General features: G+C 47.0%; 1 protein-coding gene, 2 tRNA genes and 3 rRNA genes. All 6 read right to left on the bottom strand.

Annotated elements, in window-relative coordinates; all coding sequences use genetic code 11:
* Positions 1–276: 276 nt before the first annotated feature.
* Positions 277–388: ribosomal RNA gene (rrf, locus tag NAF17_RS17995) — 5S ribosomal RNA — on the bottom strand.
* 260 nt (positions 389–648) lie between these two features.
* Positions 649–3,531, bottom strand: a 23S ribosomal RNA gene (locus tag NAF17_RS17990).
* 396 nt (positions 3,532–3,927) lie between these two features.
* Positions 3,928–4,004: transfer RNA gene (locus NAF17_RS17985), tRNA-Ala, on the bottom strand.
* Between the two features lie 80 nt (positions 4,005–4,084).
* A tRNA-Ile gene (locus tag NAF17_RS17980) sits at positions 4,085–4,159 on the bottom strand.
* Between the two features lie 161 nt (positions 4,160–4,320).
* Positions 4,321–5,842: ribosomal RNA gene (locus NAF17_RS17975) — 16S ribosomal RNA — on the bottom strand.
* The 16S, 23S and 5S rRNA genes sit together here with 2 tRNA genes alongside, the layout of an rRNA operon.
* A 74-nt stretch (positions 5,843–5,916) precedes the next feature.
* A complete protein-coding gene (locus NAF17_RS17970) occupies positions 5,917–6,060 on the bottom strand; it encodes a hypothetical protein (protein WP_252759415.1) in 144 nt (47 codons plus the stop codon).
* Positions 6,061–6,085: the final 25 nt, after the last annotated feature.

Genomic DNA, 6,085 nt, shown 5'->3' with positions numbered 1-6,085 from the left:
ATAGGGCTACAGGACGTAGTTTACCCTCAAATATACCGGTAATAACCACAGGCGGTGGTGGCACGATATTGTCAGTAGTATAATTTTGGAAGGTTTGATTGTGAGCGCATTATAAAAACGCGCGTGTGTTCACCAGCGTGAACGTGAACATTTGACTTGTTGGAAAGGCGTAGTTTTACAGGCATGCCATGGCAAACAGGAAAAGGTTAAAAACAAAGAAACCCCTCAACTTTTGATTGAAGGGTTCTCGTTTAGTCCGTTTACTAACGGATTAAGATTGGGCACCGACCTACTCTCCCACATTTTACTGCAGTACCATCGGCTCTGGCGGGCTTAACTTCTCTGTTCGGAATGGGAAGAGGTGGACACCGCCGATATAGGCACCTGAATATTTTTAAGGTAAAGCGAAAAACATAATGCTTTTAACTATTCCTGTATAATTCGGTATTTGTTTTCGCTTTTGGCATCAGACTTACGTCTTTCAGCTTTTGGCTAAACTTAAACATAATTGAAAGAAGTAAGTATCAGAGAAAACAACAGCTTTGTTCTGCTCGGTGATAGAGGCAAGAGATCGGATATACAAACCTGGATTACTCCTGGTTTTTACTTCTTACGGTCTTGGTTCTCTACCACCATTCATTACCTGCTATGAGAAAGCTTCGGATTATTAGTATTACTCGACTATGATGTCACCACCTTTATATCTGTAACCTATCAACGTAGTAGTCTGCTACGATCCTCAATGGAAGTCTCATCTTGTGGCTAGTTTCGCACTTAGATGCTTTCAGCGCTTATCTATTCCCAACGTAGCTACTCTGCAGTACACCTGGCGGCATAACAGATTCACCAGAGGTTAGTCCAACCCGGTCCTCTCGTACTAAGGTCAGCCCCACTCAAACTTCCAACGCCCACAACAGATAGGGACCGAACTGTCTCGCGACGTTCTGAACCCAGCTCGCGTGCCACTTTAATGAGCGAACAGCTCAACCCTTGGGACCTTCTCCAGCCCCAGGATGTGACGAGCCGACATCGAGGTGCCAAACCTCCCCGTCGATATGAGCTCTTGGGGGAGATCAGCCTGTTATCCCCAGCGTACCTTTTATCCTTTGAGCGATGGCCCTTCCATGCAGAACCACCGGATCACTATATCCGTCTTTCGACCCTGCTCGGCTTGTCTGCCTCACAGTCAAGCAAGCTTATGCTATTGCACTCCACGTACGGTTACCAAGCGTACTGAGCTTACCTTTGAAAGCCTCCGTTACCTTTTTGGAGGCGACCACCCCAGTCAAACTACCCGCCAAACAATGTTCTCGACATTATCGAGTTAGACACCAAATACAGAAAGGGTGGTATTTCAACGTTGACTAACATACTCCTAGCGAAGCATGATCACAGTCTCCCACCTATCCTACACATCCTGTATCCGATATCAATGTTAAGTTGTAGTGAAGGTGCATGGGGTCTTTCCGTCCCGTTGCGGGTAACCGGCGTCTTCACCGATACCACAATTTCACCGAGCTCATGGCTGAGACAGCGCCCAGATCGTTACACCATTCGTGCAGGTCGGAACTTACCCGACAAGGAATTTCGCTACCTTAGGACCGTTATAGTTACGGCCGCCGTTTACCGGGGCTTCGATTCAATGCTTCTCCTTGCGAATAACATCCCCTCTTAACCTTCCGGCACCGGGCAGGTGTCAGGCCTTATACGTCATCTTTCGATTTTGCAAAGCCATGTGTTTTTGTTAAACAGTCGCCTGGGCCTTTTCACTGCGGCTGATATTGCTATCAGCGCCCCTTCTCCCGAAGTTACAGGGCCATTTTGCCGAGTTCCTTAGCCATGATTCACTCGAGCACCTTAGGATTCTCTCCTCGACTACCTGTGTCGGTTTACGGTACGGGTTTTTATAACCTGAAGCTTAGCGGGTTTTCTTGGAAGTCTGATTACCTGAACTATCACCTTACCCGAAGGCTCAGTGTACTATCAGCTTTCAGCAAATCTGGCGTACTTAACTACCAAACCTATACCTACGGCCTTTAACGAACTATTCCGTCAGTTCGCGTCAGTGTCACTACTCCGTCACCGCATCGCAGTTATAAAAAGTACTGGAATATTAACCAGTTGTCCATCGGCTACGCCCTTCGGCTTCACCTTAGGCCCCGACTAACCCTGATCCGATTAGCGTTGATCAGGAAACCTTAGTCTTTCGGTGGGCGGGTTTCTCTCCCGCCTTATCGTTACTTATGCCTACATTTGCTTTTCTAATTCCTCCACAGTCAATTGTCTTTCCTGCTTCACCGGCAATTAGAATGCTCCCCTACCAGTATATACATAGTATATAATCCATAGCTTCGGTATAACGCTTAATGCCCGTTTATTATCCATGCCCGATCGCTCGACTAGTGAGCTGTTACGCACTCTTTAAATGAATGGCTGCTTCCAAGCCAACATCCTAGCTGTCTATGCAATCGGACCTCGTTAGTTCAACTTAGCGTTAATTTGGGGACCTTAGCTGATGGTCTGGGTTCTTTCCCTCTCGGCCATGGACCTTAGCACCCATAGCCTCACTGCAGTGTATATTATATAGCATTCGGAGTTTGTCTGGATTTGGTAGGATTTGACTCCCCCGCACCCAATCAGTAGCTCTACCTCTATATAACTTAACCACCACGCTGTTCCTAAAAACATTTCGGGGAGTACGAGCTATTTCCCAGTTTGATTAGCCTTTCACCCCTACCCACAGATCATCCGGAAACTTTTCAACGTTTATCGGTTCGGTCCTCCAGTACCTGTTACGGCACCTTCAACCTGTCCATGGGTAGATCACAAGGTTTCGCGTCTACCCCCTCTGACTATACGCCCTATTCAGACTCGCTTTCGCTTCGGATCCGTGTCTTAAACACTTAACCTTGCCAGAGAGGAGTAACTCGTAGGCTCATTATGCAAAAGGCACGCCGTCACACCACGAAGGTGCTCCGACCGCTTGTAAGTACACGGTTTCAGGTTCTATTTCACTCCCCTGTTCGGGGTTCTTTTCACCTTTCCCTCACGGTACTGGTTCACTATCGGTCTCTCAGGAGTATTTAGCCTTACCGGATGGTGCCGGCAGATTCCCACAAGGCGTCTCCGACCTCGCGGTACTCAGGATACCACTATCCTATCATTACTTACCCGTACGCAGCTCTCATGCTCTATGGCGGGGTTTCCCACCCCCTTCCGGTTCATTTTGATATTCATGTTGTGGTCCTACAACCCCAGCTATGCCGTAACATATCTGGTTTGGGCTTCTTCCCTTTCGCTCGCCACTACTCAGGAAATCATTATTATTTTCTCTTCCTCTGCTTACTTAGATGTTTCAGTTCAGCAGGTTTGCGCATATATGCAACTAGTCTTCAACTAGTTAGGTTTCCCCATTCGGAAATCTGCGGATCAATTCATATTTGCTAATCCCCGCAGCTTATCGCAGCTTATCACGTCCTTCATCGCCTCTGAGAGCCAAGGCATCCCCCGTGTACCCTTTCTTACTTTCTTCTATACTTGTACTGCTTTTGCTCAGTACTGTATGCTTTTTGATATGTTGCTCGTTTAATTGCACGATGTCATGATTCAGGAACCAAGATTTATTGCCGAAGCTTTCTATCTTTTATCTTGTTTCTTCTTTCTTGTAACTAAAGCCAAACAACGTCTCTACTGTTGTTTTCTCTTTTTAATTACTTCTTCCAATATGTCAAAGAACTTTACCCTATATCATACAACGTGTATAATAACTTGCATTATATCCTATCCTGTTAAGGAAACGGAGGGTGTAGTGGAGAATAACGGGTTCGAACCGCTGATCTTCCCGATCTGAAATCGGGATGCTCCAGCCCCATTTGGCTGATTTCCTTTAATTTATTTCAAAGTGTTAATGTTTGCGTCGCGCAAACTTGGTGGAGAATAACGGATTCGAACCGTTGACCCCCTGCGTGCAAGGCAGGTGCTCTAGCCAGCTGAGCTAATCCCCCTTTCAGATTTCAGTGGCAGTTGTTAGTTACCCTAACAGTTGATACTGCTATTCGACTTCTTACTGCGACTTCGCCTTTCGTAGTCCCGAGCAGATTTGAACTGCTGACCCCTACATTATCAGTGTAGTGCTCTAACCAAACTGAGCTACAGGACTGTTTGTTTATCTTTACAATCTTGCCACTATTATGGCTGCACCACAACCGATGGCTTTATCTTCCGGGTTGTTTTTTTTAGAGAATAAATAAGAAAATAATCATGCAGGTAACAGTTAAACTGTCATTTGCGTACTCAGGTAATTTTTGGATAATGCTCCAGAAAGGAGGTATTCCAGCCACACCTTCCGGTACGGCTACCTTGTTACGACTTAGCCCCAGTTACCGACTTTACCCTAGGACGCTCCTTACGGTTACGCACTTCAGGCACTTCCAGCTTCCATGGCTTGACGGGCGGTGTGTACAAGGCCCGGGAACGTATTCACCGCATCATTGCTGATATGCGATTACTAGCGAATCCAACTTCACGGGGTCGAGTTGCAGACCCCGATCCGAACTGTGAATGGCTTTACGAGATTGGCATCCTGTTGCCAGGTAGCTGCCCGCTGTACCATCCATTGTAGCACGTGTGTAGCCCCGGACGTAAGGGCCATGATGACTTGACGTCGTCCCCTCCTTCCTCTCTATTTGCATAGGCAGTCTGAATAGAGTCCCCACCATTACGTGCTGGCAACTATTCACAGGGGTTGCGCTCGTTGCGGGACTTAACCCAACACCTCACGGCACGAGCTGACGACAGCCATGCAGCACCTAGTTTCGTGTCCCGAAGGACTGATTCGTCTCTGAATCATTCACTAACTTTCAAGCCCGGGTAAGGTTCCTCGCGTATCATCGAATTAAACCACATGCTCCTCCGCTTGTGCGGGCCCCCGTCAATTCCTTTGAGTTTCACCCTTGCGGGCGTACTCCCCAGGTGGAATACTTAACGCTTTCGCTTAGACGCTGACCGTATATCGCCAACATCGAGTATTCATCGTTTAGGGCGTGGACTACCAGGGTATCTAATCCTGTTTGATCCCCACGCTTTCGTGCCTCAGCGTCAATGACACTTTAGTAAGCTGCCTTCGCAATTGGTGTTCTGTGACATATCTATGCATTTCACCGCTACTTGTCACATTCCGCCTACCTCAAGTGTATTCAAGTTCTTCAGTATCAAAGGCACTGCGATAGTTAAGCTACCGTCTTTCACCCCTGACTTAAAGAACCGCCTACGCACCCTTTAAACCCAATAAATCCGGATAACGCTTGGATCCTCCGTATTACCGCGGCTGCTGGCACGGAGTTAGCCGATCCTTATTCTTACCGTACATTCAGCTTCTCACACGTGAAAAGGTTTATTCCGGTACAAAAGCAGTTTACAACCCGTAGGGCCGTCTTCCTGCACGCGGCATGGCTGGTTCAGGCTTGCGCCCATTGACCAATATTCCTTACTGCTGCCTCCCGTAGGAGTCTGGTCCGTGTCTCAGTACCAGTGTGGGGGGTCATCCTCTCAGATCCCCTAAACATCGTAGCCTTGGTAAGCCATTACCTTACCAACTAGCTAATGTTCCGCATGCCCATCTTAATCCTATAAATATTTGATTACCAGAAAATGCTGTCCGGTAATGTTATGCGGTGTTAATCTCTCTTTCGAGAGGCTATCCCCCAGATTAAGGTAGGTTACATACGTGTTACGCACCCGTGCGCCACTCTCATGAAAAGCAAGCTTCTCAATCCCGTTCGACTTGCATGTATTAGGCCTGCCGCTAGCGTTCATCCTGAGCCAGGATCAAACTCTCCATTGTATAATGTGTTTGTTCAAATCCAGACCCTATTAACTCAATCAATAGAAATCTGTAAAAAAAAATATTCTCTTACATTATCCCATTCCCTTAAGTTCGCTTTGATAACAATCAGACTCCTCTTTCGATTCCGCTGCCGTTACGCTGCATAATTTATTCTCTATCTCTTTTAAGAACTTTACGCCTAACCATCTCGGCTCGGCTTTTATGTCGTCGATCATTGCGATCTAAACTCTCAATCTTGTG

The sequence above is a fragment of the Mucilaginibacter aurantiaciroseus genome (assembly GCF_024055595.1).
In the GTDB taxonomy this organism is placed as follows: domain Bacteria; phylum Bacteroidota; class Bacteroidia; order Sphingobacteriales; family Sphingobacteriaceae; genus Mucilaginibacter; species Mucilaginibacter aurantiaciroseus.
This window is presented reverse-complemented; position numbering and strand designations above follow the sequence as displayed.